Below are 24,322 nucleotides of genomic sequence, written 5' to 3'. Positions count from 1 at the left end.
CCTGATCTAATCGCTGATAGACTCCCCCGCCAACATATGGCGGGGGTAGTCACTAAACCGCGCGGGCCTGCCTGATCGGCACGACCTTCGCCAAATCGCGATCGGTGGCGCAATACGCACCCCATGCGTCCATCAGCTTCCGGCGCTTGTCGAGCAAACCGCCGCGCTGATATGCTCGTTCAACTTCGTTGGGGTTCTGGTGCGCCAGTGCTGCTTCCGCCACCTCGCCGGGGAAGTTCGTTTCCTCGGCTACCCATGTCCGAAAGGTCGAACGGAAACCATGGACGGTGGTCGCCTCCTTCATGCGGCGAAGCACGCCTAGTAGGGTCATGTCCGACATGGGACCGCCGTTCATGCCGGGGAAAATCAAGTCCGTTCCTTCTCGCCTGATCGCCGTGGCACTATGAAGGACGGTCAATGCATGAGGCGATAGCGGAACAACGTGTTCGATTCGCATCTTCATGTGATCGGCTGGAACGGTCCATAGGCCCTTTTCCAAGTCGATTTCGCTCCATGTCGCCAGTCGGACTTCCTGTGAACGAGCGGCGGTCAGGATGACGAACTCAAGTGCCAGCCTGCCCCATGTTCCTCCTGCTGTGCGAAGGCGGGTGATGAATGCCGGTATATTGGCATAGGGCATGGCGGCGTGATGCTTCCCGCCTTTTTGCTTCGGCAGTCCATTGCCTGCCGCCAAGGCGTCTGTCGGGGCCTCGGTCGATCGCCACCCGCGAGCATGGGCAAAGTTCAACACCGCCCGTATGCGCTGCTTCACCCGCCTGCCGGTTTCCGGCTTTTCTGCCCATACCTTAGCTATGGTCGTGATGATCTCACCGGCGGTTATGCTGCCGACTGGCTTTGAACCAAGGGAAGGAAAGGCGTAGGCGTTCATTGAGTTGATCCACTGCTCGCCACTCTTGGCGTTGGACCATTGGTTCTTGTGCGTTTCGTAGTAGGTCAGAGCCGCGTCACGAAAGGTGACGCTCTCGGCCTTGGCCTTGCGTTTCTCTGCCACGAGATCACGACCATCTTCGCGTGTAGCCTTGCGGGCTTCGGCGGCCTTGGCTCGGGCCGCTGCCAGCGTCACCAACTTGGCACTGCCGAGGCCGATGTCACGCCGCTTGCCGTCATGCTGGACTCGCAACAGCCAGCTTGCGCCGCCAGTGCGGCTTACTTTCAGGAAAAGTCCGTCGCCATCACCGTATGTTCCCGGCTTCGCCAGTGCGGCTTTGAATTCTTTGTTGGTCAGCTTGCTCATGTCAGTTCCCCACACAATGAGGGCAGGCTTCCCCACACTCTGGAGTTTCCCCACATCGCTACCCACATTTTAATGCGGCTGTAGGCGAATTTCAACGAACAGGGGCGACTAATGGCAACCCGATTATCCGCAGAAAACCGCGCCTCTCGGCGTTCTGTTATGAACAATGGTGAATGGGTAGATGGCGGAGCGGGAGGGATTCGAACCCTCGATACGCTTTTGGCGTATACTCACTTTCCAGGCGAGCGCCTTCGACCACTCGGCCACCGCTCCGCATGCACTGGAATGGCGCGCCCTAGCGCCCGGGCGGGGATCGTGCAAGCGTTGCTGCTGCGGTTTCAGTCGCTATCTTGTCGGGTATGACCCGAATATTTGGCCTTGCCCCATCGCTGATCGAAATCGAAACACTGGCGCGCGCGGCGCTGGAGCAGTTGCCGGAGCCGTTTGCCGCCCAACTTGAGGGGGTGCTGCTGGTGGTGGAGGAGTTTGCCGACGATGCAACGCTGGCCGATCTGGGGATCGCCGATCGGTTCTCGTTGACTGGGCTTTACGAGGGCATACCGGTGGGTGAGAAGCACCATGCGTCGGGGGCGATGCCTGATCGCATCCGGCTGTTCCGCGCGCCCATTCTGGATGAATGGATCGCGCGCGGGGATGAGGAGCTGGAACACCTCGTGGCGCATGTGGTGATCCATGAAGTTGGACACCACTTTGGCCTGTCAGATGCGGATATTGCGAAGCTTGAGGCGAATTGAGGGCTTGAAGCGAGTTGAGGGCTTACCGCAGTGCCATCAGGCGCAATGCCGGTCAGATGTGCCGATAAACCGCCCGCTCGTGTGAAAACGCCTTGAACCCGAAGTAGCCGTGATAGCTGCCGGTGCCGCTGTGGTTCACGCCGCCGAAGGGCAGGTTATTTTCCAGGTAGTGGCTGAACACGCCGTTGACGGTGACCCCGCCGGATGAGGTGCGGCTGAGGACTTTGGCCACATTGGCTTCGTCCGGGCTGTAGACGTAGAGCGCCAGCGGCTTGTCGCGCGCGGCGATGTAGTCGATCACCTGATCGAGGTTTTCATACGTCATCACCGGCAGCACGGGGGCGAAGATTTCGTCCTGCAAGATCTTCATCTGCGGGGTGACGCCGGTCAGCAGCGTGGGGTGGACGGTGAGGTCGCTGGCGTCGAGCACGCCCCCGGCGGCAACGGTCGCGCCCTGGTCCACGGCATCGTCGAACATGGTCTTCACGCGGTCGAAGTTGGCCTGGTTGACGATCTGGGCGATGCTGTCCTTCCTGATCTGGCCGGCATCGTCATACAGGTTCTTGGCGACGTTGGCCTTGAACCCTTCGACCAGCCGGGCCTGCTCGCTTTCCTTCACAAACACATAGTCCGGGCAGATGCAGGCCTGCCCGCCGTTGAACTGCTTCGCGCCCGCAAGATCAGCGGCGATCTTGTCGATATCGGCGCCGTCATCGATGATCACCGGCGACTTGCCGCCCAGTTCCAGCGTCACGCTGGCCAGATGTTTCGCAGCGGCGGCCGCGACGATCTTGCCGACGCGGGTGCTGCCGGTGAAAAAGATGTGGCTGAACGGCAGGTCGAGCAGGGCGGTTGCGACGCTGACATCGCCTTCGAACACGGCGACTTCGCTTTCGTCAAACGCCTCGGCGATGATCGTGGCGGCAATCCGCGCGGTTGCGGGGCACAGGTCGGTCAGCTTGACCATGCAGCAGTTGCCCGCGGCGACGGCGGCGGCGACCGGGCCGAGCGTGAGGCCCAGCGGAAAGTTCCACGGCCCCAGGATCAGGCACACGCCGCGCGCTTCGTACATGATCTGCGCGCTGTCAGCGGGGTTCATCGACGGGGTGACTTCGGTCGGAGTCATCCAGGCATCGAGGTTTTCGATATTGCGCTGGATATTGCCGACGATGTTCAGCACTTCGGTTACGCGAATTTCGCCGACGGGCTTGCGGGTGTCTTCCAGCACGGCGGCGATGATATCGTCGGCATGCGCCTCAACCGCGGCTTTCAGCTTGGCCAGTCTGGCTTTGCGCTGCTCGGCGGTGGAGGCTTTCAGGTCCCACTGGCGGGCCTGCTGCAACGCGAAAATCCGGGCGATTTCGGGGGCGAGGTCAGCGGCGGTGGTGGTCATGGGGAGGTTCCCTGAGAGCGGTTTGAATCGTGATCGGCTGGAGCGGGTATGGCGCGCACGGTACTGTAACCGGCGGTGCGCGCGGTCAACCGGCGGTGCGTGCGGTCAGAGCGCGTTGAGTCGCGGGCGTAGGCCATCATCGTCGGCAGCCAGCGGCTTGCCGATATCCGCCCGGTCGCGCCATTCCAGTTCCATCGGGGCGAGCAGGCGGCCATCGTGCGCGTGGATCGCGATCGCGGCGATCGGCTGGCCATCGCGGCTGTCGCACAACACCGGGTTGGCCGGGATGCCAACGCCGTATTTTTCGCCCCACTGGCGCAGCGCCAGCATGGCGGGGAGCAGGTCCAGCCCCTTGACGGTCAGGCGGTATTCGATCTTGCGGCGATCATCGGGCATATGCTCGCGCTTCATGATCCCGTGTTCGACCAGCCGCGCCAGCCGGTTTGACAGGATATTGCGGGCGATCCCCAGCGCGCCCAGGAATTCTTCGAAATGGTAAAGGCCGTTGAACGCGGCGCGCAAAATCATGAACGACCAGCGCTCACCCATGACTTCCAGCGCGCACGGCAATCCGCAGCTTTGGATTTCATCGAGCGGCTCGTGAAGTTTACCCATCTTTCAAATGTCCCCAATCCCGGAATCGAAGCCTAACGCAATCAGGCTTCGGGTGTGACAAAAAAATCTTTGCTGCGATGCACAGTTTTAGGTTGCAACTTAATACCTATCGCATTATTTCGGCTTCAGCAACGCAAATCGGCATCCCCCCTCCCACGAGCCACGGTCCCTGCGTGCAGTTTCGAAAGGGCAGTATCATGATTTCCACTCTTCGCCGTCCGCTCTCGCGCACCCTGTTTGTCGGGGCGCTGGCCGTTGTCGGCACCATCGGTTCGTTCACCGCCACCACCACCCCGGCTGCGGCGCAGTCCGCCAAGGTCTACACCGCCAAGCTGGCCACGGCTGTCGAAGCCCCGGCGCGCAAGGTCGTGAACGGCGCGGTGTGGAATTGCTCCGGCGATTCGTGCACCGGTTCGAGCGATGGCTCGGCCCCGGCGACGACGTGTGCCCGTGTTGCCAAGGCCTTTGGGCCGGTTACCAGCTTCGCCACCCCGAAGGGCGAATTGAGCGCCGACAAGCTCGCGCGCTGCAACGGCGCTGCCTGACGCCAATCACCCAGGCACTCCTTATAACACCCCCTTGCTGGCCTCCGTCTTCGGACGGGGGCCTTTTTTTGTTCTGTCCCGGCAAGGGGAGGGGGGCCGTCAGAGCAGGCAGCGGGCCCGCAGCTCTGCCGCCAGCCCGGCGGCGTCGATGAAATGGTGCGTGTGCCAGCCTGATGCGCGGGCCGAGGCAACATTGGCTTCGCTGTCGTCGATGAACAACATCCGGTCCGGCGCATGGCCAAACCGGCGCGCGGCGAGCGCGTAGATCGCGGGGTCAGGCTTGGCCAGTTGCTCCACCCCCGACACCACGATGTCGCGAAAGCGGTCCGCCAGCGGAAAGTGGGGGCGGAAACCCGCCCAGGTGTCGGCCCCGAAATTGGTGATGGCATAAAGCGGCACGCCGCGTTCGTGCAGTGCCTCGACCAGTTCGGGGCTGCCGGGGACGGGGCCGGGGATCGTTTCGTTGAAGCGGCCAAACCAGTCGGCGATCAGGCCGGAGTAATCGGGGAACAACGCGCTGCGCTCTGCAATCAGGTCGGCGGCGGAGCGGCCGGCGTCATGCTCGGCGTGCCAGTCCAGCGGGATCACGGTATCCATGAACCAGTCCAACTGGGCCGGATCGGCGAAGTGCCGGATATAGGGGAGGTGGCGTTCCCACCGCACCAGCACTTTGCCGACATCGAACACGACTGCATCGATCGGCCCTTCGCGGCGGGTAGTCATGCTGGCGGCTCCGCAGGGATAAAACAGCCGCGGCCCGCGCTCCGCTGCCGGAGGCGGGCCGGTGAAGGGGACTGCCCGGCAACGCCGGAACAGCCAAACGCCGGGTGATTAGCCCTGACGCGCCTTGAAGCGGCGGTTGGTCTTGTTGATCACATAGGTCCGGCCACGGCGGCGAATCACGCGGTTGTCCCGGTGGCGGTCCTTGAGCGACTTCAGGCTGTTGCGAATCTTCATGATACCCTCGTGCGGCAACGCGCCGCTGAAATTGGAGACCGGGCCGTTAAGGGTGACTCTGGCCCAAGTCAACCCTTACCCCCGGATCTCGCCCAGTTTACGCTCCCAATTCAGCGCGTGGGCCACGATCAGTTCGAGGTCGGCAAACTTTGGCACCCACGGCAGCGTCGCCTTGATCCGGCGGTTGTCGGAAATCAGCGAATCGGGGTCACCCGCGCGGCGGGGCGAGAGCGTGCGGACGATCGTGTTGTTGGTCACCCGGTCCACCGCATCGAGCACTTCGAGCACCGAATAACCCTGGCCATAGCCGCAATTCATCGTCAGCGAATCGGCGGGGTGGGCAATCAGGTGGTCCAGCGCCAGCACGTGGGCGTTGGCCAGATCGCTGACGTGGATGTAATCGCGCACGCCGGTGCCGTCAGGGGTGCCGAAATCGGTCCCGAACACTTCCACGCCCGCGCGCTTGCCAAGGGCAGCTTCGCCCGCGACCTTGATCAGGTGCGTGGCCCCGGCGGTCGATTGCCCGGTGCGGCCCTGCGGATCGGCGCCCGCCACGTTGAAATAGCGCAGGGCGCAGAAGTTCAGCGGGTGCGCCGCCGCCGTGTCGCGCAGCATGAATTCGGTCATCAGCTTCGACATCCCATAAGGATTGATCGGGCGCTGGGGGGTATCCTCGGTCACGGGGGAGACTTCGGGGATGCCATAGGTCGCGGCGGTGGAACTGAAGATGAAGTGCGGCACGCCCGCGGCCACGGCAGCGGCGATCAGCGCGCGGGTCTTGGCGGTGTTGTTGTGGTAATATTTCAGCGGGTCCGACACGGATTCGGGCACCACCACCGATCCGGCGAAATGCATCACCGCGCGAATGCCCTGTTCGGCGAAGATCCGGGCCAGCAGTGCGCCGTCTTCGATGTCGCCCTGATAGAACGGGACCCCTTCGGGCACAGCCCAGCGAAATCCGGTGACCAGATTGTCGATCACCGCCACCGGCCAGCCGGCATCCTGAAGGGCGAGAACCGCGTGGCTGCCGATATAGCCGGCGCCGCCGGTGACGAGCACGGGGAGCTTTGTTGTCATGTCGATCAGGCTGTTAGCACCGCCGGTTGACCTTGGCAGCGATTTTCTGTCCGTTCAGCTTTGCGCAAAGCTGAACGGACTAGCGCGCTGATAACTTCACTGTTTTCCCGGAGAACCCCATGTCCCTGCCGCGCACTCTGACTTTGCTGTCCCTGATCGCGCTGGCGGCTCCGGCGCAGGCGCAGCCGGGGGGCTGGGGTGATCGGGGTTGGGGTGATCGGGGCTGGACCAGCGCACCCAGCGGCTATGCCCGAAATGCCCGCGCCGTATCGGTCAACCGCGAAGGCAAAGTGCAGGTCGCCCGGTTCGTGGCCGAAGATCCGGCAGCCGTGGCGGCCCTCGGCAAAGGCACGGTCAGCGTGATTGAGGCCCCGGCCACCAGTCTGGTCGATGCCCGCGAAATGGCGACCTATCAGGCGGCAGTGATCGATGCGCTGGCCGGGGCCGGTTACCAGACTGCCACGCCCGACGGCGCACACGTTGCCGAAGTGCGCGTGGCCCATGCCGTGGCCGAACCGCAGGAAGCGCCGAAAAAGCCGGTCAGCGGTGAAATGATGATGGGCGTATCGAATCGCGGCACCATGATGGGCATGGGGATCAACATCGATCTGACCAAACCCAAGGGCGCGCTGGTATCCACCCGGCTGGAAGCGCGGATCAGGGACCGCGTCAGCGGGGCGGTGCTGTGGGAAGGGCGGGCCGATATCCTGACCCGTCAGGGCGATGCCCGCTGGACCGACCAGAAGATTGCCCAGCGGCTGGCCGACGCGCTGTTCGAAGGCTTCCCCGCCGCCGGGGCATGACCACGCTTGCATCACGCGCCGCGCGGTCGCACAATTGCCGCAACAAGCCCTTGATGGAGAGGTCGCCCGCAATGAAGCCCCTGAAATTCGCCGCACTTTGCCTGGCGCTGGTACCCCTGGCGGGCTGTGTCGCGCCGACCGGACCGGTCGAAGTGACCCGGTTTCACGTGCCCGACGTGTCACCGCTGGGCAAGGGGACGATCTCGGTCGAACCGGCCCCCGGCATGGACGGCGCGTCGATCGAATGGCGGACCTATCAGATGGCCGTGCAGCGCCAGCTGACCTTGACTGGCTATAGCGGTGTGCCCGCCGGAACCGGCGCGCAAGTGGCGGAACTGCGCTTTACGCGCGGCACGTATCAGCCTGATCGGAGCGGCAGTCCGGTCAGCGTCGGGGTGGGCGGATCGACGGGCAGCTATGGGTCCGGCCTTGGCGTCGGGATCGGCCTCAACCTGTCTCCCAAGCCGACCGCGCAAGTCGAATCGATGCTGGGCGTGGTGATCAAGGACCGGATGAGCGGGCAGGCGCTGTGGGAAGGGCGGGCCAGCTTTTCGGTCCGGGCCTCATCGCCGCTGGCGGATACGACGCTGAGCGCGGGGAAGCTGGCCGAAGCGTTGTTTCAGGGCTTTCCGGGACAGTCGGGTGAGACTATCTCGGTCAAATGAGCCCATCTCCGATCCAGATCGACGCCGCCTTTGACAGCGGCAATATCCAGGTGCTGTCCATCGACGGCGCATCCGCCCGGCTGGCGATCCGCAAGGACGCGCATTCGGACTTCTACCAGTGGTTCCACTTTCGCGTCGCGGGCGCGCAGGGCCGCGAACTGACGCTGAAGATCACCGGGCTGGGCGGTTCAGCCTATCCCGGCGGCTGGCCCGGCTACCGCGCCGCCGTCAGCGAGGACCGCGATTTCTGGGGCCGCGCGGCCAGCAGTTATGACGCGGACGAGGACGGCGGCACGCTGACGATCCACTATCGGCCAATGGGCAATCTGGCGTGGTTCGCCTATTTCGCGCCCTATTCGATGGAGCGGCACCATGATCTGGTGTCTACCATGGCCGAGGCTGACGGCGTGGATCATCGCGTGCTGGGCTACAGCCTGGAAGGGCAGGCGATCGATTGCCTGTCACTGGGCGAGGGGGCGAAGCAGGTCTGGCTCTATGCCCGCCAGCATCCGGGCGAATCGATGGCCGAATGGTGGATGGAAGGCGCGCTGGAATGCCTGACCGATCCGGCCGATCCGATCGCGCGCAAACTACGCCAGCTTTGCCGGTTCCACATCGTCCCCAATGCCAACCCGGACGGATCGTGCCGAGGCCACTTGCGGACCAATGCGGCGGGGATGAACCTCAACCGCGAATGGGCCGAGCCGAGCGCGGAAAAATCCCCCGAAGTGCTGGCGATCCGGGACGCGATGGACGCGTCCGGCGTCGACTTCGCGATGGACGTTCACGGCGATGAGGCGATCCCGCATGTGTTTCTGGCCGGGTTCGAAGGCATCCCATCGTGGACGGAAGGCCAGCAGAGCGGGTTTGACCGCTACAAGACCATCCTGAAACGCCGCACCCCCGATTTCCAGACCCGGCACGGCTATCCGGTGGCGGGCAAGGGCCGGGCCAATCTGGCAATGTCGACCAATCAGGTGGCGCAGCGGTTCGGCTGCGCGGCGATGACGCTGGAAATGCCGTTCAAGGACAACGACGACCTGCCCTGCGCCGCGCAAGGCTGGTCGGCGGAGCGCAGCAAACTGCTGGGCCGCGACTGCCTGGGCGCGTTGCTGGAGTGGCTGGAGGGGGCGGAGTAACCTCCTTAGCGCTATCTCTCGTCCGTTTGTGTCGAGCGAAGTCGAAACACGTTAGCGCCAAGCTGTCTCGACTTCGCTCGACACGAACGGAGCTTGGTTTTGCGGAGGCTGGGCCCGGTTGCCAGCCTAAGCCAGACTATCCGGCCCGAACGCATGGGGCAGCAGGTCTGACAGGCGCAGTTCCAGCACTTCGTCCTCGCCCACGCACCACACCAGCGGGTCGCTGGCGCCCAGCGCCGCGACCTCGTTCAGCATCTGGCGGCAGCGGCCGCAGGGTGTGACTGGTGCGCCTGCGCCAACCTCGCCCGCCTTGCCGCCGATCACCGCGACCGCTTCCAGCGATCCGCGCCAGTCCTCTGACAGCGCTTTGCCCACCGCGACCGTTTCCGCACACAGCGTCAGGCCGTAACTGGCGTTCTCCACGTTCGCGCCGGTTACCACCGACCCGTCGGCAAAGCCCAGCGCCGCGCCGACGTGGAAGTTGGAATAGGGGGCATAAGCACTGGTGGCAGCCGCGCGGGCGGCGGCGATCAGGGTGTCGCGATCAATCGTCATGCAACCTTCCTAACCGGTTCAGGGCTGGACCACCACCCAGCGGACCGGGGTGGCCCCGGCTTCGTTGGCCAGTGTGCTGTTGGCGGTCCACAGCATCCACGGCCGACCGGCATAGTCCGGCTGGAACCGGTTGCGCACCAGCCACAGGTTGCGGTCGATCGCGGCGGCGACGCCATAGCGCCGCTGGAACGCGCGCGACACTTTCAGGATCGAGGACTTGCCGGTGTGCGTTTCGATCTGGTTGATGAATGTGGTCAGCTCGCTCTGCACCGCGGCGTCGCTGACCTTGATCGGGCAATCGTCGGCCAGCATGTCAAGGTCGATCGCCGGGGGCAGCAGCTTGGCATCGCGCGGCACCACGGTCACGAAATTGCCGGCCTGCTTTTCGGCCGGCTGGCAGGGGTCATAGCGGTGGACCGCGCCGACCTGGAGCTTGGCGGCGCGGGCTTCTTCGAGGTTTTTCACGAACGCGCCGTCGCGGGCAAAGGCGCTGGCCGAAGCATCGAGATAGGCAAAGTCCGCGCCGATGGCCTTCAGCGCCGGCCAGTCCACCGCGCCGTCTTCCGCGCCGATTTCCACGCCCTGCAGCGGGAAGGCGGCGCGCGGCGGCAGCCAGTGATGCAGATCCCACCATGCCCAGCCGCCGCCGATCAGCGCGATCAGGAGTCCCGCGCCCAGCAGGCGCAGCCGCCAGCGACTGGATGATTTGCGTGCCATGATGTGTGCGCCGACCCTTTGAAACTTAACCCCTGATATGCAGCACGCAGATCAGGGTAAAGAGCCGCCGTGCGGTGGGAAAGTCAGTTTCCACTTTTCCATCAAGGCGTTCCAGCAGCATTTCTGCTGCTTCGTTGTGAACGCCGCGCCGGGCCATGTCGATTGTCTCGATTTCCATGGCACTGGCCTTGCGGATCGCCTGGTAATAGCTGTCACAGATCGCGAAGTATTCGCGGATGTGGCGGCGGAACCGACCCAATCCCAGGATCAGCGATTCCAGCAGGCTGCCGTCTTCCGCGCTGATTTCCAGCACCAGCCGGCCGTCTTCCACCGAAAGCCGCAGCCGGTACGGGCCCTGATGGCCCGCCCCCCAGGCGCGCATCGGCTTGAAGGTGTTGTCCTCGATCAGGTCGAAGATCGCGATCCGGCGTTCCTGCTCGATATCGGCATTGCGCCACAGGATCGTCGCTTCATCCAGCGCGATGTCGATGATCCGTGCGTCTGCCATCCTGCTGCGGCTTCTCGCAGATGCAATATGCGGCGGCAAGAGGGGGATTTCGCATCGGCCGGTGCGAATAATTCCACACCCTGTGCAAAACTCGCGCCTGCCAGCGGCCTTGAACCGGACCGGGCGGGCGCGCAAAGAATGCCGCGCATGGCTGAACTCGATCTCATCACTCGCCCGTCCGAACCGCTCGCCCGCGCGCTGCCCGCCAACGTCGAGGCTGAGGCCGCGTTTCTGGGCGCGGCGCTGATCGATAACCGCGTGATCGAGGAACTGGTCACGCCGCTGCGCCCCGAACATTTCTTTGAATCCGTCCATGGCCGGATTTATGAGCGCATCCTGCAACTGCTGGACCGCAAGGCGATTGTCACGCCGGTCACGCTGAAACCCTATTTCGAGGCGGACGAGGCGCTGAAGGATCTGGGCGGCGCATCCTATCTGGCGCGGCTGACGGCGGATGGGCAGGGGCTGCTGGCGCCGCGCGAACTGGCCGAGCAGATATATGACCTCGCGCTGCTGCGCGAACTGGTGACGGTGGGACGCAACCTGGTCAATTCCGCGCTCGATACATCGGAAAGCGTCGCGCCGATGGACCAGATTTCGTTGGCCGAAGCCGCGCTTTATCAGGTGGCCGAAGGGGCGGCGGCGGGCACCGAGGCGCAAGGGTTCGCCATGGCGACCCGCACCGCGCTGGGCATGATCGAAAAGGCGCTGCTGTCGGGCGGGCACGTGTCGGGCACGACCACCGGCCTTACCTCGATCAACGAAAAGGTCGGCGGCCTGCACGATTCCGATCTGATCATCCTGGCCGGGCGTCCGGGCATGGGCAAAACCTCGCTTGCCACCAACATCGCCTTCAACGCGGCGGACCGGTTGCGGCGGGATCTGGCGGACGGGATCGATACGGCCAAGTCGGTCGGCGCGGCGACGGCGTTTTTCAGCCTGGAAATGAGCGCGGACCAGCTGGCCACGCGTATTCTGGCCGAACAGTCCGGGATCAGTTCCGAAGCCTTGCGCATGGGCAAGATCAGCCGCGAGGATTTTCAGCAGCTGTCCTATGCCAGCCAGCGTCTGGCCGAGCTGCCGCTGTTTATCGACGATACGCCGAGCCTGACCATCGCCGCGCTGCGCACCCGCGCGCGGCGGCTGAAGCGGCGGCATGATATCGGGCTGGTGGTGGTCGATTACCTCCAGTTGCTGCAAGGATCGGGCCGCGCCAACGACAACCGCGTGAACGAGATTTCCGAAATCAGCCGCGGCCTGAAAGCGCTGGCCAAGGAACTGTCGGTGCCGGTGATTGCGCTGTCACAGCTCAGCCGTGCGGTCGAACAGCGCGAGGACAAGCGCCCGATGCTGTCGGATTTGCGCGAATCCGGCTCGATCGAACAGGACGCGGACATGGTCTGGTTCGTGTTCCGCGAAGACTATTACGTCGCGGCGCGCGAACCCAAAGTGCCCGAAGGGTCGGACGATTCCAAGACGCACGAAGCCCACGCCGCCTGGCAGGCCGAAATGGAACGGGTGTTCGGCACGGCCGAACTGATCGTGGCCAAGCAGCGCCATGGTTCAACCGGCAAAGTGCGGATGCGGTTCGAACCGCGGATCACCCGGTTCAGCGATCTGGCAGATGATTCGATGGCGAGCTATAATAACGACTGAAAAATAGTCAATTAATACAATGCTTTATGCGAATATTTCTTGACTTGCGAATCACCCTGCGTGTAGGCCCGGTCTTTCCCCGATTTCCTGGACTGGAGTGCCCGATGGCGCGCGTTACCGTTGAAGATTGCGTCGACAAGATTCCCAACCGTTTCGACCTGGTGTTGATGGCCGCGCAGCGTGCGCGTGAGATTTCGGGCGGCGCCGAACTGACCATCGACCGTGACCGGGACAAGAACCCCGTGGTCGCCCTGCGCGAAATCGCGGAGCAGACCGTGCGTCCGGCCAACCTCAAGGAATCAGTGATCAGCTCGCTTCAGCGCGTGCTGCCGGATGATGACGATGAAGTTGATGACATCGGCTCGCTCAGCCAGTCGGCTGAAGCGCTGCGGATCACCGCTGCGGCACCGGTGCGCAACACCTCGATCGGCGGCGATTACGAAGGCTGACCACAGCCAGCGGCTCACGCCTGCGCAGCGGCCCGCTTCCCCATTGGGGAGGCGGGCCGTTTCGTTTGGGGGTCAGTTGCGGATACGGATCAGCGGCAGGGATAAGTCTTGATGAAATAGTCCGCCATCGCCGCCTTCATCGTCGTGGCCCCGCGCGCCGGTGCGGGATAGGCGCGCAAGTGGGTCAGCAACTGATCGGATGACATGCGCGCCTTGCCGCCGGTTGGCGGGCAGCTGCTGGGCTTGCCGGCTGCGCGTTCGGCGGTCAGCCGTGAGCGATAGGCAGCTCCGGCGGCTTCGCCTTCGCTTTTCAGCACTTTCATGTCGCCGGAAAACAGCGCCGCCGGACCCTTGGCCCGCAGCGCATCGGCCTTGGACAGGAAGGTTGCGACGCTCATCTCGCCCGTGTTGGCGAAAGCAGGGGTAGCCAGCACCAGGCTGAACCCGATGGCGACGGCGGCGATGGATTTCATGTGCTTCTCCGTGATCTGGGCATGCTGTCAGGTACTCTGCGGGGCTTCCGAAAAGCGGCGCCCGGCCTTGGGGATGGCCGAGCCCTGAACCGTCACGGGCCGGGCCGGGCCGCTGGGCTTGTCGGGCCGGTCCAGCTTGCCGGTTTCCAGCAGTTCCTTGATCTCGTCGCCGGTCAGCGTTTCGTATTCGAGCAGGGCCTGAGCCAGCAGGTGCAGCTTGTCCTCATGCGTCTTGAGGATGTCGGTCGCGCGGGTGTGCGCACCGTCGACCAGTCCGCGGATTTCGCTGTCGATCAGCTTGTTCGTCTCGTCAGAGGCGAACGTGCGCTGCGTGCCGCCCATCCCCAGATAGCCTTCCTGCTGGTCTTCATACTGCAGCGGTCCCAGCTTTTCCGACATGCCCCACTTGGTGACCATGTTGCGCGCAAGGCCGGTGGCATACTGGATATCTGACGATGCACCCGATGACACCTTGTCATAGCCGAAGATCAGTTCTTCGGCGACGCGCCCGCCCATGCTGACCGACAGGTTCGCGTGCATCTTGTCGCGGTGATAGGAATAGCTGTCCCGTTCCGGCAAGCGCATCACCATGCCCAGCGCGCGGCCGCGCGGGATGATCGTGGCCTTGTGGATCGGATCGGACGCGGCCTCGTTGACCGAGACAATCGCATGGCCCGCCTCGTGATAGGCGGTCATCTTCTTCTCTTCCTCGGTCATCACCATGCTGCGGCGTTCCGCGCCCATCATGACCTTGTCCTTGGCGTCCTCGAACTCCTGCATGGCAACCAGCCGCTTGTTGCGGCGCGCGGCCAGCAGGGCGGCTTCGTTGACCAGATTGGCCAGATCCGCGCCGGAAAAGCCCGGCGTTCCGCGTGCAATGACGCGCGGATTCACGTCGGGGGCCAGCGGCACCCGCTTCATGTGAACCGCCAGGATCTTTTCGCGGCCTTCGATATCGGGGATCGGCACCACCACCTGCCGGTCGAACCGGCCGGGGCGCAGCAGCGCCGGGTCCAGCACGTCGGGGCGGTTGGTGGCGGCGATGATAATGATGCCTTCGTTGGCTTCGAACCCGTCCATTTCGACCAGCAGCTGGTTGAGCGTCTGTTCGCGTTCGTCGTTCGAATTGCCCAGACCGTGGCCGCGATGGCGGCCGACCGCGTCGATTTCGTCGATGAAGACGATGCACGGCGCGTTCTTCTTGGCCTGTTCGAACATGTCGCGGACGCGGCTGGCGCCGACGCCGACGAACATTTCGACAAAGTCCGAACCTGAAATGGTGAAGAACGGCACGCCCGCTTCACCCGCGATGGCGCGGGCCAGCAGCGTCTTGCCGGTGCCGGGCGAACCGACCAGCAAGGCGCCCTTGGGGATTTGCCCGCCGAGCTTGGAAAAGCGCTGCGGATCGCGCAGGAACTCGACGATTTCTTCCAGTTCCTCGCGCGCTTCGTCGATCCCGGCAACATCATCGAACGTGACGCGGCCCTGACGTTCGGTCAGCAGCTTGGCCTTGGACTTGCCAAAGCCCATCGCGCCGCCGCCGCCGCCCTTCTGCACTTGCTTCAGGGCAAAGAACGCGACACCCAGGATCAGCAGGAACGGCAGCGAATTGACCAGGATATAGAGCAGCAGATTGGGTTCTTCGGCAGCCTTGCCTTCATACTTCACACCGCTTTCCTGAAGCAGCGGTTGCAGCGAGGCGTCGTTGGGCACGGGGACGGTGCTGAATGCCTCGCCATTCTTGAACTTCCCGGTGATCCGGGTTTCAGACACCTGCACCGACGCAACGGTACCTTCGGACACGCGGTTGCGGAACTCTGAATAGCCGATTGCGCTGCCCGCCGGTTCGCTGCGCGCGCCCATCATCGACACCACCAGCAGCAAGGCCATGATGATCCCGCCCCACATCAGCAGGCTTTTCATCATTGGATTGCCGTTCGGCTGTTCCTCATTCATCGCAAAAAGTCCTTTCGCCGCCAATGTAGGACGGCATGGCTGAATCGCAAGCTAACGCCGTGACAGATGCGACAGCTTGCACCACGGCGCAGGCCAATGCACAAGCTGGCCTGAAGTCCTTGGCCTGAAAATTCAATAGAGGGGTATTGATGAACCACAGCAGCAGCGGATTGGCCGAAGATCGTTTTGCCGGCTGGCCGAAACTGCCTGCGCGGCTGGCGTTGCTGGCGTTCGCGCTGTTGCTCATCGCATCCGCGCTGGTGCCGATCACGGCGGGCGAGCAGGACATCGTCACCAAGGATTTCGTCGAGAACCTGTCCGGCGCGGACGTGCCGGGGGCCGAACGTCCGCGCGATGACGATCTGGCGCTGTATGACACGGTGATCGAACGGATCGGCAAGGGCGAGAATTACTACACCGTCGCGGCGCAGGAACATCGCCGGTCGGACTATCCGGTCACGCCGGGCTGGGCGGTACGGCCGCCGACGCTGGCCTATCTGGCGATGTGGCTGGGGCCGGTCGGGCAGATGGTGGCGGCGATCGTGCTGATGCTGGCCGTGCTGAAAGTATGGTGGGACCGGCTGGCCGAGGAAGCGGGCGATCCGCGCACCCGGCGGATCGGGCTGGCGCTGGTATTTTTTGGCGCGTCGCTGGGGCTGAACCGCTATTACTTCGTGCTGCACGAATTGTGGGCGGGAATGCTGGTGGCGCTGGCGTTCGGCTTGCACCGGCCGGGACGCAAATGGGGCGCGGCGTTGGCCGTGACCGCGCTGGCGCTGGCGATCCGCGAACACGTGTTTCCGTTCGTGCTGCTGCTGGGGGCGATGGCGGCGTGGCGGCGCGACTGGAAGGAAACGGCGGCATGGGGCGCGCTGGCGGCGGCGTTCGTGGTGCTGATCATGGTGCATCACCACTATGCCGCGCTGCAAGTGCTGGCCACGGACCGGCCATCGCCCGAATGGCTGCAATTGCGCGGCCTGTCGGGCTGGCTGTCAAACGTGGCCCTTTCCAGCAACCTGCGGTTCTTCCCGCACTGGATTGCGGGTCCGCTGATCGTGCTAGCGTTGCTGGGCTGGGCCGGGTGGCGCACGGCGGCAGGGGCGTTCGGGACGCTGCTCTATCTGGGCTATGGGCTGGCGTTCATGCTCGCCGGGCGGCCGGACAATTTTTACTGGGGCGCGGTGGTCGCCCCGGTGATGTTCCTCGGGCTGGCGTTCGCCCCGCGCGCGCTGGGATCGCTGTGGCGCGGGGCGAGAACGGCCTGATCAGTTCGCGATTTCGCTGATCTTGTGGTGCGGCAAAACGCGCCAGGCGGCAACGGCCAGGATTACTTGCGCCGCCTCCAGGGCCATCGGCATGGCAAAGCCTGGGGCCGTGCCATCCAGCGCGGCGCTGATCGCGCGGCCGGTGAAGGCGATGCCGAACAGCAGCGCGGGCACCAGCAACAGATCGCCATTGCGCCGCCAGCCGCCCCACAACTGGCATCCGCCCGCGACCAGGAAGAATGCGGTCAGATCGGCGCGCAGCACGGCCAGACCGCCGGGGCCGACCGGTGACAGGTTGAAGGCTGCGCCCAGCCGCGCCGGATCGATCAGAAAGCTGACCCCCAGGAACAAATTGAACAGACCGGCCAGAAACAGCACGGCGGTCAGGATGATGCGCATTTTTCGGTAACTCCCCCTGTTAACGCGAACTTGACCACTGTGGCGCAGGCGTTGCGGGAAAGCAAAGCCTGTTGCGCGAAAGGGAGCGGCGTTGCACAAGCTGCCTGCTATGAGGAACCCCCGGATACTCCTGATCGTCGGCGGCGGAATTGCGGCCTACAAGGCGTGCGAACTCGTGCGCCTGATCCGCAAGAACGGCGCCGAGGTAACCTGCGTGCTGACCCAAGGCGGCGCGCAGTTTGTCACCGCGATGACGCTGGCAGCGCTGAGCGAGAACCCGGTTCACACCACGCTATGGGATCTGACCGCCGAGGTCGAGATGGGCCATATCCAGCTGTCGCGCGCCGCCGATCTGGTGGTGGTCTGCCCCGCCACCGCCAACCTGATGGCCAAGATGGCGGCCGGGATCGCGGACGATCTGGCGACCACGCTGCTGCTCGCCACCGACAAGGCGGTGCTGGCCGTGCCCGCGATGAACGTGCGGATGTGGCAGCACGCCGCGACCCAGCGGAACGTCGAAACGCTGGTGGCGAGCGGTGTGACCGTGCTCGATCCCGACGAAGGGATGATGGCCTGCGGCGAATATGGTCCCGGCCGCCTGCCCGAACCGGCAGCAGTGTGGCAGGCGATTGCCGCGATGCTGGGGCTGGATGCGCCAGCGCCGGTTGAAGCCGTTGAGGCGGGCGATCTGGGCGGGCTGTCGGCCAGCCTCATTTCCCGCAGCACGGTCAGTTCCGCCGTGTTTGGCGAGGATTTCGCGGACGTGCCGGAGCTGCCCGAACTGCCCGTTCCAGAGTTTGACCCTGTGGCGGCTGGCTTGCTGCTGCCGAAGAAGGGCAGGGCCAAGGCCGCGCCGCCGACCGATGCGGAGGCGATCAACCATCTGGTGTCGGACCAGTCAGAGCCGGAACCGCTGATCGACCAGCTGACTGACGACCCGCTGACCTTCCAGCCTGATTTCGAGGAAGACCCGCCGCATCGCCCGCTGTTTGGCAAACACGTGCTGATCACGGCCGGGCCAACGCATGAGCCGATCGACCCGGTCCGTTACATTGCCAACCGCTCGTCCGGGAAACAGGGCTTCGCAATTGCCGCTGCGGCGGCGCAGCTGGGCGCGCGGGTGACGCTGGTGTCCGGGCCGGTCAGTCTGCCAACGCCGGTGGGGGTGGACCGGGTGGACGTGGAAACCGCGCGTGAAATGGCCGAAGCGGTCAAGCGTGCGCTGCCGGCCGACGTGGCGATCATGGTCGCCGCCGTGGCTGACTGGCGCACGCTGGAAACGTCGAGCGAGAAGATGAAAAAGCGCGGATCGGCTCCGCCCGCGCTGCGGCTGACCGAAAACCCCGATATTCTGGCGACGCTGTCGGTCAGCGACAAGCGCCCGAAGCTGGTAGTTGGCTTTGCTGCCGAAACCGAAAAGGTGATCCAGCACGCCACCGAAAAGCGCCAGCGCAAGGGCGCGGACTGGATTATCGCCAACGATGTGTCGGGCGATGTGATGGGCGGCAATTCCAATGCCGTGCATATCGTCACCGCGCAGGGTGTCGAAAGCCTGCCCGAAATGCCAAAGGACGATGTCGCCCGCGCGCTTGTCGAAAGGATCGCCGATGCACTCGCTCCCCCCGCCAGTCCCGATCCGCGTTAAACGCCTGCCGCATGGGGAAGGGCTGGACCTGCCCGCCTATGCCACGGCTGGCGCGGCGGGCATGGATGTTGTTTCCGCAGAAGACGTCACGATCGCTCCGGCTGCGCGCCACGCGGTCGCCACCGGCCTCGCGCTGGGAATCCCGGCCGGCTACGAAGTGCAGGTCCGCCCGCGTTCGGGCCTTGCGCTGAAGCACGGGATCACTGTGCCCAACACCCCCGGCACGATCGACAGCGATTATCGCGGCGAGTTGAAAGTCATCCTGATCAATCACGGCGCGGATGCGTTCGAAATCCGGCGCGGTGACCGGGTGGCGCAGCTGGTGCTGGCCCCGGTGACGCAAGGCAGCTGGCTAGAGGTGAGCGAACTCGATGAAACCGCGCGGGGTGAGGGCGGGTTCGGCTCCACCGGCGGGGTGACCGCGCTGGGGAACTAGGCGTAAACATTGCCCCCCACCCCTAACCCCTCCCCGCCGGGGAGGGGAATTTCAACGGCAAGCCCCGCAGCCAAGAAAAAGGGCGGGACCGTTGCCGACCCCGCCCTTTCACTCTCGGTGGTGTGCCGATCAGTTGTCCCGCTTTTTCTCCGGAGCGACTGAAATCCGCACGGTTTCGCCGGAATTACCCGGGAAATCGGTAAACATCGCCTCTACCAGGTTGGGCACCAGGTGCGACAGGCGGTTCGAGGTTGAGGCCGCTTCGGCCTTGCCTTCGAACAGGCGCTGGCCATCGGCCTTGCGATCGATCTTCAGCGATATGCCGCTGGTATAGACAGTGTAGCTTTCATAGCCGTTGTCGAACCACGGATCATACCAGCCGTAACCCCACGCGCTGTGGCGGGCATAGCCAAAGGGCCGATAGTAACCCCGGCGACCGCCCCAGTAACCCATGCGCGGGTGGCCATACCACGAACCCCAATAGGGATCGGAAAAGCCGGTGCTGCGGACCTTGTCACGGCCCTTGTCGACGCCATAGTCGAACCGCACGATCAGTGTGGCGGCATCGGTGCTGGCAACCGGGGTATAGCCCAGCTGCGCCATCCGGGCTTCGACCAGGCGGGCGTATTGCGAAAACTCAAGGCCCCCGGCCAGCGCCGGGTCATCCGCGACAATCGCGAAAGTCTGCCCCTGCGGCGCAGGCAGCTGGCTGGCAAAGCGCGAGACATTGGCGTTGAACGGTGTGGCGCAAGCGGCCAGCGTTACCAACATCAGCGGCACGAGGGCGGCCTTTAACCAGCCGAGCGGCGAAGTGCGGTGGTGCGACATGGACCCGTTTTCTCCCTTGCTTGCCCCGGCGCGATTCGCGCACCACAGCAAGCGGAACGTTAGCAGTCTGACGGGGGTAAACCAGCACGCCTGAATGGCAATTGAATGGGCCGCTCAGCCCCGCACCAGCCCCAGCGCCTCATAAGTTGCCGCCAGCGTCGGCGCGGCCAGCGCGCGGGCGCGTTCGCCGCCTGCGCGCAGGATCGCGTCGAGCGCGGCGCGGTCCTGCCGCAGTTCAATGAAGCAGGCGTTGATCGGGGCCAGCTTTGCAACCAGCAGTTCGCCCAGCGCAGGCTTGAACGCGCCAAACCCCTTGCCTTCGAACTCAGCCAGAACTGCATCGACAGCGCACCCGGCCATCGCGGCATAGATGCCCACCAGATTGGCGGCTTCCGCGCGGCCTTCCAGCCCTTTGGCCTCACCCGGCAGGACTTCAGGGTCGGTCTTGGCCTTCTTGACCTTGCCCATGATCGTGTCGGCATCGTCGGTCAGGTTGATCCGGCTCATGTCCGACGGGTCGGATTTGGACATCTTGCTGGTGCCGTCGCGCAGGCTCATCACGCGGGCCGCTTCGGGCGGGATGATCGCTTCGGGCAGGGTGAACACCGGGGCGGCTTCGCCATTCTCGTCCTTGGGGCCGAAATCGTTGTTGAACTTTTGCGCAATGTCGCGCGCCAGTTCCAGATGCTGCTTCTGGTCTTCGCCGACCGGAACATGGGTCGCCTGATAGAGCAGGACGTCTGCCGCCTGCAGCACCGGATAAGTGAACAGCGCAACGCTGGCGCCTTCGCGGTTCTTGCCGGCCTTGTCCTTCCACTGGGTCATGCGGTTCAGCCAGCCCATCCGGGCGGTGCCGCTGAGCAGCCATTGCAGTTCGGCATGGGCGGGAACCTGGGTCTGGTTGAACAGGATCGACTTGTCCGGGTCGATCCCGCAGGCGACCAGCGCGGCCACCATTTCGCGGGTGTTCGCCGCCAGGTCTGCGGGCACGTGCGGCATCGAGATCGCGTGGAGATCGGCCAGGAAATACAGGCTCTGTCCGCCGCTGGCGGCCACTTCGTCCTGCATCTTCACCCAGTTGCGGATTGCGCCCAGGTAGTTGCCAAGGTGAAGGTTGCCCGTGGGCTGGATGCCGGAAACGATACGCATGGGATTTCCTAAATTTTGTCCTGATCAGGCCTTGCGCCGCCGCAACTGGCCGATGGTGGCGCGATTGACCACTCCGAAAGCAATCGCAAGTCCGAAGAACACGACTACTCCGACAAGCACGAGGCCGGCGATGGCCGTGATCCGCTCAATCACCCCGCCGATATACCAATCCGTGCCCAGCGGCACGAGCCACCACAAGACCGCGCCCATCGCCGCCGAGGCCAGCATGATCCGTGCGATCCGCGATACGACCTGCCCGGTCAGGCGAAAATGGCCCTTCCACGCCAGGATGCCATAGAGCATCGCGCAGTTGGTCCAGGCCGAGATCGATCCGGCCAGCGCCAGCCCTTCCACGCCCAGCCGCGGCACCAGCACCAGGTTGAGCACGACATTGAGCGTGAGCGAGATCGCGGCGGTATAGACCGGGGTCTTGGTATCCCGCCGGGCGAAAAACCCCGGCATCAGCACTTTGACCAGCACATAGGCCGGCAGGCCGACGACCAGCATCGCCACGACCGATCCGGTCGCCAGACTGTCCGCCACGGTATAGGCTCCGCCGGTGTAGAACGCGCGGGTAATGGCCGTGCCGGTCACGTAAAGCGCGACGGCAGCGGGCATCGTCAGCAGCAGCGCCAGTTCGACCGCGTTGCTTTGCAGGCGGGATGCCTCGCCATCTTCGGACTGGGCGATATAGCGCGACAGCGCGGGCAGGATCGCCGTACCCAGCGCGATACCGATGATCCCCAGCGGCAGCTGGTTCAGCCGGTCGGCCATGGCCAGAAAGGTGATGCTCTTGTCCGGCAGGCTCGACAGGAAGAACAGGTCGATGAACCGGCTGATCTGGTAAACCCCCGCGCCCAGCACGGCAGGCAGGATCAGGCGGCCCAGCGTGCCGACTTCCGGGGTCAGCCGAGGGCGGCGCAGCTTCAGGCTGAAACTGCACTTGCGCGCCCAGAACCATAACCACAGGAACTGGAGCAGCCCCGAAACCGACACTGCGATTGCCAGGAACAGCCCGGTCTGCTGTTTCGCGGCTTCCCCGCCGCCCAGCATCGCCCCGCCGATCAATGCGGCGACCAGGCACAGGTTCAGGATGATTGGTGCAGCCGCCGCCGCAGCGAACCGCGACATCGAATTGAGGATCGCGGCCAGCAGCGTCGCCAGGCTCATGAAGGCAAGATAGGGAAACGCGATCCGCGCCATCGCCACGCTCAGGTCGAAGCGGGTGCCATCGGCGGCCAGCGCGTCGCTGGCGAACAGCCCCATCACCCACGGCATGGCGATCAGCGCCAGGCCCGAAAAGGCCAGCAGGATCGGCACCAGCACCGCCACCACATCGTTGGCAAAGCGGAAGGCGTCGTCGTTGCCGTCCTGGCTGCCGACCCGCTGGTTGAACAGCGGAACAAAGGCCGATGCAAACGCCCCTTCGGCAAACAGGCGGCGGAAGATGTTGGGCAACTGGAAGGCCAGTTGCCAGGCATCGGCCACGCCGCCCGCGCCCAGCACGCGCGCCAGCAGCATGTCGCGGGCGAACCCGAACACGCGGCTGATCGCGGTCAAACCGCCGATCGTGGTGACGTTCCTGATCAGGCTCATGCGCGGTTCAATCCTGCGCGCGGCCCGGCGGGGCGCTTACGCGTTGCCGAGGGGAGCGTCGCCAGCAGCTTCGGCGTCGGCCTGCTGCGCGGCGAGTTGCTGCAGGTAGATCCCGTTGAAATCAATCGGCTCCAGCAGCAGCGGCGGGAACCCGGCATCGCGCACGGCGTCGGAAATCACGCGGCGCGCAAACGGGAACAGGATACGCGGTGCTTCGGCATAAGTGAACGCGTGCATCTGCGGCTCGTCCAGATTGCGCATGCCCACCAGCCCGCAATAGGCCAGGTCGATGATGAACGCCGTGCCAGCCTGCGTGCGCGATTTGATCGCGATCTTCAGCTCGATCTCGCTCACTTCTTCGCTCAGCGCACGGGCGCCGATGTTGAACTGAACATCGATTTCCGGTGCGTCGGTCCACTGGAAGCTGTCCGGCGCGTTGGGGTTTTCAACCGACAGGTCTTTCACATACTGTGAAATGATCCCGGCGGCGGGCAGCGTGTCTGCGCCGTTCGGAGCGGGGGCGCCAAGGCCCATGTCGGTGATGATGCTGCCTTCGTCGGCCATTGGTTGTTCCAGCTTTCCGTCAGATGAAAAGGATTGGCGGCGCGCCTAGCATCCGGCGGCGCGGGCGGCAAGGCTGGGACGCGGGCAGCGGGCGGCGAGACCGGAAAAACGTCACACCCTGGCGTAAAAATTGCACCGAATTGGCAATCGGCGCGTTGTTCATCTGTCATTACTCCCTATTTGGCTTTAGAGTGACATGTTGGCAAATTGCATTGGCCGCGCACGCGGCAGGGACTGGAAAGTGGATAGCACTGTGGAGATCGTGATCCTGGCCATGGTTGCAGCCTTTCTCGGGCTGCGGCTCTACTCCGTGCTGGGCCGGCGGGCCGAGCATGAGGAAGAACCGATTCAAGGCCGGTTCGAAGACAAGGGTGCCCCGCCTGCACGTCCCCGCGCGGCCGATCCGGCTGATCGCACCGTCACCGCGCTGCAACCGCAGCCGCGCGTGCTGATCCCCGGGGTAACGCCTGCCATCGAACGCGGCCTGCGCGAAATCGCCGCCGCCGATCGCAAGTTTGATCCGGTTGCATTCCTGGAAGGTTCAAAGGGCGCCTACCGCATGGTGCTCGAAGCGTTCTGGGCCGGTGACAAGGAAACGCTGGCGCAGCTTTGCGACAGTGATGTTCATGCCGGGTTTGCGGCGGCGATCGATGCCCGGCTCGCAGCGGGTGAAACGCTCGACAACCGGTTGGTGCGGATTGAGGATGCGGCAATCGTCGCAGCCAGCTTCGATACGCCCGTTGCCCGTGTCTCGGTGCGCTTCACGGCCGACATTGCAGCCGTCACGCGCAGCAGCGAGGGTGTGGTGATTGCCGGTTCGCTGGATGACGCGGTTGAGGCGCGGGATATGTGGACGTTCACCCGTAACGTCACCGCTGCCGGACCGGACTGGCTGCTCGACGAAACCGACGAGGGCTGATCC

The 24,322-nt window shown here is 64.4% G+C and carries 26 protein-coding genes, 1 tRNA gene and 1 pseudogene; 11 read left to right on the top strand and 17 right to left on the bottom strand.

What is annotated here, in order from left to right; all coding sequences use genetic code 11:
* Positions 1-52 precede the first annotated feature (52 nt).
* Together Q8Q53_RS01680 and Q8Q53_RS01675 are read right to left on the bottom strand one after the other, a co-directional pair.
* Positions 53-1,255 carry a site-specific integrase gene (locus Q8Q53_RS01680; RefSeq protein WP_305700007.1) on the bottom strand — a complete coding sequence of 401 codons (1,203 nt, stop codon included), beginning with the start codon at positions 1,253-1,255 and terminating at the stop codon, positions 53-55.
* 182 nt (positions 1,256-1,437) lie between these two features.
* A tRNA-Ser gene (locus tag Q8Q53_RS01675) sits at positions 1,438-1,528 on the bottom strand.
* Between the two features lie 86 nt (positions 1,529-1,614).
* On the opposite strand from Q8Q53_RS01675, the gene Q8Q53_RS01670 reads away from it, so the two are divergent.
* Complete coding sequence (locus tag Q8Q53_RS01670; protein WP_305700006.1) at positions 1,615-2,010, top strand: metallopeptidase family protein; 396 nt, start codon at positions 1,615-1,617, stop codon at positions 2,008-2,010.
* Positions 2,011-2,062: 52 nt separating this feature from the next.
* Here Q8Q53_RS01670 and Q8Q53_RS01665 read toward each other — a convergent pair.
* Positions 2,063-3,412: pseudogene (locus Q8Q53_RS01665) on the bottom strand (aldehyde dehydrogenase family protein); the annotation flags it as partial.
* A gap of 96 nt (positions 3,413-3,508) precedes the next feature.
* Entirely contained in the window at positions 3,509-4,018 is a 510-nt protein-coding gene (locus Q8Q53_RS01660; RefSeq protein ID WP_305700005.1) for a helix-turn-helix domain-containing protein, read from the bottom strand.
* A gap of 197 nt (positions 4,019-4,215) precedes the next feature.
* Between Q8Q53_RS01660 and Q8Q53_RS01655 the strand changes: the two genes are divergently transcribed.
* On the top strand, positions 4,216-4,563 hold the full coding sequence (locus Q8Q53_RS01655; RefSeq protein WP_305700004.1) for a hypothetical protein: 348 nt from the start codon (positions 4,216-4,218) through the stop codon (positions 4,561-4,563).
* 99 nt (positions 4,564-4,662) lie between these two features.
* Here Q8Q53_RS01655 and Q8Q53_RS01650 read toward each other — a convergent pair whose 3' ends face one another.
* From Q8Q53_RS01650 to galE, 3 genes are all read right to left on the bottom strand, one after another.
* Positions 4,663-5,286 carry an HAD family phosphatase gene (locus Q8Q53_RS01650; protein ID WP_305700003.1) on the bottom strand — a complete coding sequence of 208 codons (624 nt, stop codon included), beginning with the start codon at positions 5,284-5,286 and terminating at the stop codon, positions 4,663-4,665.
* Positions 5,287-5,394: 108 nt separating this feature from the next.
* Complete coding sequence (ykgO, locus tag Q8Q53_RS01645) at positions 5,395-5,520, bottom strand: type B 50S ribosomal protein L36 (protein ID WP_003046794.1); 126 nt, start codon at positions 5,518-5,520, stop codon at positions 5,395-5,397.
* Positions 5,521-5,595: 75 nt separating this feature from the next.
* A complete protein-coding gene (galE, locus tag Q8Q53_RS01640) occupies positions 5,596-6,597 on the bottom strand; it encodes a UDP-glucose 4-epimerase GalE (RefSeq protein ID WP_305700002.1) in 1,002 nt (333 codons plus the stop codon).
* A 119-nt stretch (positions 6,598-6,716) separates the two neighbouring features.
* Between galE and Q8Q53_RS01635 the strand changes: the two genes are divergently transcribed.
* The 3 genes from Q8Q53_RS01635 (at position 6,717) to Q8Q53_RS01625 (ending at position 9,204) form a co-directional block, all read left to right on the top strand.
* Positions 6,717-7,400 carry a hypothetical protein gene (locus Q8Q53_RS01635; protein WP_305700001.1) on the top strand — a complete coding sequence of 228 codons (684 nt, stop codon included), beginning with the start codon at positions 6,717-6,719 and terminating at the stop codon, positions 7,398-7,400.
* 71 nt (positions 7,401-7,471) lie between these two features.
* Positions 7,472-8,065, top strand: coding sequence for a DUF4136 domain-containing protein (locus Q8Q53_RS01630; RefSeq protein WP_305700000.1), 594 nt, complete (start codon positions 7,472-7,474; stop codon positions 8,063-8,065).
* Positions 8,062-9,204: a M14-type cytosolic carboxypeptidase gene (locus Q8Q53_RS01625; protein ID WP_305699999.1), complete on the top strand. Its 1,143-nt coding sequence runs from the start codon at positions 8,062-8,064 to the stop codon at positions 9,202-9,204. The genes Q8Q53_RS01630 and Q8Q53_RS01625 overlap by 4 nt, the downstream gene beginning before the upstream one ends.
* A gap of 126 nt (positions 9,205-9,330) precedes the next feature.
* On the opposite strand, the gene Q8Q53_RS01620 is transcribed toward Q8Q53_RS01625, so the two are convergent.
* The 3 genes from Q8Q53_RS01620 to Q8Q53_RS01610 are packed head-to-tail and all read right to left on the bottom strand — an operon-like array spanning position 9,331 to position 10,984.
* Positions 9,331-9,759 carry a cytidine deaminase gene (locus tag Q8Q53_RS01620; RefSeq protein ID WP_305699998.1) on the bottom strand — a complete coding sequence of 143 codons (429 nt, stop codon included), beginning with the start codon at positions 9,757-9,759 and terminating at the stop codon, positions 9,331-9,333.
* A gap of 18 nt (positions 9,760-9,777) precedes the next feature.
* A complete protein-coding gene (locus tag Q8Q53_RS01615) occupies positions 9,778-10,476 on the bottom strand; it encodes a glycoside hydrolase family 25 protein (protein ID WP_305699997.1) in 699 nt (232 codons plus the stop codon).
* Between the two features lie 25 nt (positions 10,477-10,501).
* Positions 10,502-10,984: a UPF0262 family protein gene (locus Q8Q53_RS01610; RefSeq protein WP_305699996.1), complete on the bottom strand. Its 483-nt coding sequence runs from the start codon at positions 10,982-10,984 to the stop codon at positions 10,502-10,504.
* Positions 10,985-11,131: 147 nt separating this feature from the next.
* Here Q8Q53_RS01610 and Q8Q53_RS01605 point away from each other — a divergent pair, with 147 nt between their 5' ends.
* Entirely contained in the window at positions 11,132-12,640 is a 1,509-nt protein-coding gene (locus Q8Q53_RS01605; RefSeq protein ID WP_305699995.1) for a replicative DNA helicase, read from the top strand.
* Between the two features lie 104 nt (positions 12,641-12,744).
* Positions 12,745-13,089: a DNA-directed RNA polymerase subunit omega gene (gene rpoZ / locus Q8Q53_RS01600; protein ID WP_305699994.1), complete on the top strand. Its 345-nt coding sequence runs from the start codon at positions 12,745-12,747 to the stop codon at positions 13,087-13,089.
* Between the two features lie 89 nt (positions 13,090-13,178).
* Here the strand turns inward: rpoZ and Q8Q53_RS01595 are convergent, their stop codons facing one another.
* Both Q8Q53_RS01595 and ftsH read right to left on the bottom strand, forming a co-directional pair.
* On the bottom strand, positions 13,179-13,562 hold the full coding sequence (locus Q8Q53_RS01595) for a hypothetical protein (RefSeq protein WP_305699993.1): 384 nt from the start codon (positions 13,560-13,562) through the stop codon (positions 13,179-13,181).
* A gap of 27 nt (positions 13,563-13,589) precedes the next feature.
* Positions 13,590-15,518, bottom strand: a complete 1,929-nt coding sequence (gene ftsH, locus Q8Q53_RS01590) for an ATP-dependent zinc metalloprotease FtsH (RefSeq protein ID WP_305699992.1) — start codon at positions 15,516-15,518, stop codon at positions 13,590-13,592.
* A gap of 149 nt (positions 15,519-15,667) precedes the next feature.
* On the opposite strand from ftsH, the gene Q8Q53_RS01585 reads away from it, so the two are divergent.
* Positions 15,668-16,783 (top strand): hypothetical protein, encoded by a 1,116-nt coding sequence (locus tag Q8Q53_RS01585; RefSeq protein ID WP_305699991.1) that lies wholly within the window; start codon positions 15,668-15,670, stop codon positions 16,781-16,783.
* Here the strand turns inward: Q8Q53_RS01585 and Q8Q53_RS01580 are convergent, their stop codons facing one another.
* Complete coding sequence (locus tag Q8Q53_RS01580; RefSeq protein ID WP_305699990.1) at positions 16,784-17,182, bottom strand: hypothetical protein; 399 nt, start codon at positions 17,180-17,182, stop codon at positions 16,784-16,786.
* 109 nt (positions 17,183-17,291) lie between these two features.
* On the opposite strand from Q8Q53_RS01580, the gene Q8Q53_RS01575 reads away from it, so the two are divergent.
* Together Q8Q53_RS01575 and dut are read left to right on the top strand one after the other, a co-directional pair.
* On the top strand, positions 17,292-18,827 hold the full coding sequence (locus Q8Q53_RS01575) for a phosphopantothenate--cysteine ligase family flavoprotein (RefSeq protein WP_305699989.1): 1,536 nt from the start codon (positions 17,292-17,294) through the stop codon (positions 18,825-18,827).
* Entirely contained in the window at positions 18,790-19,263 is a 474-nt protein-coding gene (gene dut / locus Q8Q53_RS01570) for a dUTP diphosphatase (protein WP_305699988.1), read from the top strand. Before Q8Q53_RS01575 ends, dut begins: the two co-directional genes overlap by 38 nt.
* Positions 19,264-19,392: 129 nt before the next feature.
* On the opposite strand, the gene Q8Q53_RS01565 is transcribed toward dut, so the two are convergent.
* The 4 genes from Q8Q53_RS01565 to secB form a co-directional block, all read right to left on the bottom strand.
* Positions 19,393-20,091, bottom strand: coding sequence for a DUF4136 domain-containing protein (locus Q8Q53_RS01565; protein WP_305699987.1), 699 nt, complete (start codon positions 20,089-20,091; stop codon positions 19,393-19,395).
* Between the two features lie 114 nt (positions 20,092-20,205).
* Complete coding sequence (gene trpS / locus Q8Q53_RS01560) at positions 20,206-21,240, bottom strand: tryptophan--tRNA ligase (RefSeq protein WP_305699986.1); 1,035 nt, start codon at positions 21,238-21,240, stop codon at positions 20,206-20,208.
* A 24-nt stretch (positions 21,241-21,264) separates the two neighbouring features.
* Positions 21,265-22,836, bottom strand: a complete 1,572-nt coding sequence (gene murJ / locus Q8Q53_RS01555) for a murein biosynthesis integral membrane protein MurJ (protein ID WP_305699985.1) — start codon at positions 22,834-22,836, stop codon at positions 21,265-21,267.
* 36 nt (positions 22,837-22,872) lie between these two features.
* A complete protein-coding gene (gene secB / locus Q8Q53_RS01550) occupies positions 22,873-23,400 on the bottom strand; it encodes a protein-export chaperone SecB (protein ID WP_305699984.1) in 528 nt (175 codons plus the stop codon).
* A gap of 241 nt (positions 23,401-23,641) precedes the next feature.
* On the opposite strand from secB, the gene Q8Q53_RS01545 reads away from it, so the two are divergent.
* Positions 23,642-24,319 carry a Tim44/TimA family putative adaptor protein gene (locus Q8Q53_RS01545; RefSeq protein ID WP_305699983.1) on the top strand — a complete coding sequence of 226 codons (678 nt, stop codon included), beginning with the start codon at positions 23,642-23,644 and terminating at the stop codon, positions 24,317-24,319.
* The last annotated feature ends 3 nt before the right edge of the window (positions 24,320-24,322 follow it).

Origin of the sequence: Novosphingobium sp. (assembly GCF_030699305.1) — a bacterium.
GTDB lineage: Bacteria > Pseudomonadota > Alphaproteobacteria > Sphingomonadales > Sphingomonadaceae > Novosphingobium.
Note: the sequence above shows the minus strand (reverse complement) of the source record. Positions and strands in the feature narration are given on the sequence as shown.